Below are 1,478 nucleotides of genomic sequence, written 5' to 3' on the forward strand. Positions count from 1 at the left end.
AAGGTAGAGCACGTCCAAGCAGTGAGTGGGCAGGACAGGCAAATCCGTCCTGTATTAACCATGAGCTGTGATGGGGAGCCGAAATTGAGTAGGCGAAGCCATTGATTTCACACTGCCAAGAAAAGCCGCTGGCGAGGACACCCACCGCCCGTACCGTAAACCGACACAGGTAGTTGGGAAGAGAATTCTAAGGTGAGCGAGCGAACTCTCGTTAAGGAACTCGGCAAAATGACCCCGTAACTTCGGGAGAAGGGGTGCTCATAGAGATATGAGCCGCAGTGAATAGGCCCAAGCGACTGTTTATCAAAAACACAGGTCTCTGCCAAACCGAAAGGTGACGTATAGGGGCTGACGCCTGCCCGGTGCTGGAAGGTTAAGAGGAGCGCTCAGCGTAAGCGAAGGTGCGAATCGAAGCCCCAGTAAACGGCGGCCGTAACTATAACGGTCCTAAGGTAGCGAAATTCCTTGTCAGGTAAGTTCTGACCCGCACGAAAGGCGCAACGATTTGGGCACTGTCTCAACGAGAGGCTCGGTGAAATCATAGTACCTGTGAAGATGCAGGTTACCCGCGACAGGACGGAAAGACCCCGTGGAGCTTTACTGTAACCTGATATTGAATCTTGACCTCACCTGTACAGGATAGGTGGGAGCCAACGAAGTGTGGACGCCAGTCTACACGGAGGCACTGGTGGGATACCACCCTGGTGTGGTTGGGATTCTAACCCGCGCCCGTGATCCGGGCGGGAGACAGTGTCAGGTGGACAGTTTGACTGGGGCGGTCGCCTCCTAAAGAGTAACGGAGGCGCTCAAAGGTTCCCTCAGAATGGTTGGAAATCATTCACAGAGTGTAAAGGTATAAGGGAGCTTGACTGCGAGACATACAGGTCGAGCAGGGTCGAAAGACGGACTTAGTGATCCGGTGGTTCCGCATGGAAGGGCCATCGCTCAACGGATAAAAGCTACCCCGGGGATAACAGGCTTATCTCCCCCAAGAGTTCACATCGACGGGGAGGTTTGGCACCTCGATGTCGGCTCATCGCATCCTGGGGCTGTAGTCGGTCCCAAGGGTTGGGCTGTTCGCCCATTAAAGCGGTACGCGAGCTGGGTTCAGAACGTCGTGAGACAGTTCGGTCCCTATCCGTCGTGGGCGTAGGAAATTTGAGAGGCGCTGTCCTTAGTACGAGAGGACCGGGATGGACATACCACTGGTGTACCAGTTGTCGTGCCAACGGCATCGCTGGGTAGCTATGTATGGCCGGGATAAGTGCTGAAAGCATCTAAGCATGAAGCCCCCCTCAAGATGAGATTTCCCCATTAGATCCCTCAGAGATGATGAGGTAGATAGGTTCGGCGTGTACGTGTGGCAACACATTCAGCGGACGAATACTAATCGATCGATGACTTATTCAGAATTGATGAAGAAACCGTGTTTCGGTTTCTGCGCGAATTATTGCTTCTATCCGGTTTTGAATGTATAT

At 53.2% G+C, this 1,478-nt stretch carries 1 rRNA gene; it reads left to right on the forward strand.

Going from position 1 to position 1,478, the window contains the following annotated elements:
- Positions 1-1,410 (forward strand): 23S ribosomal RNA (locus BM271_RS14440); the annotation flags it as partial.
- Positions 1,411-1,478: the final 68 nt, after the last annotated feature.

It is taken from the genome of Salinicoccus halodurans (genome assembly GCF_900114445.1).
GTDB lineage: Bacteria > Bacillota > Bacilli > Staphylococcales > Salinicoccaceae > Salinicoccus > Salinicoccus halodurans.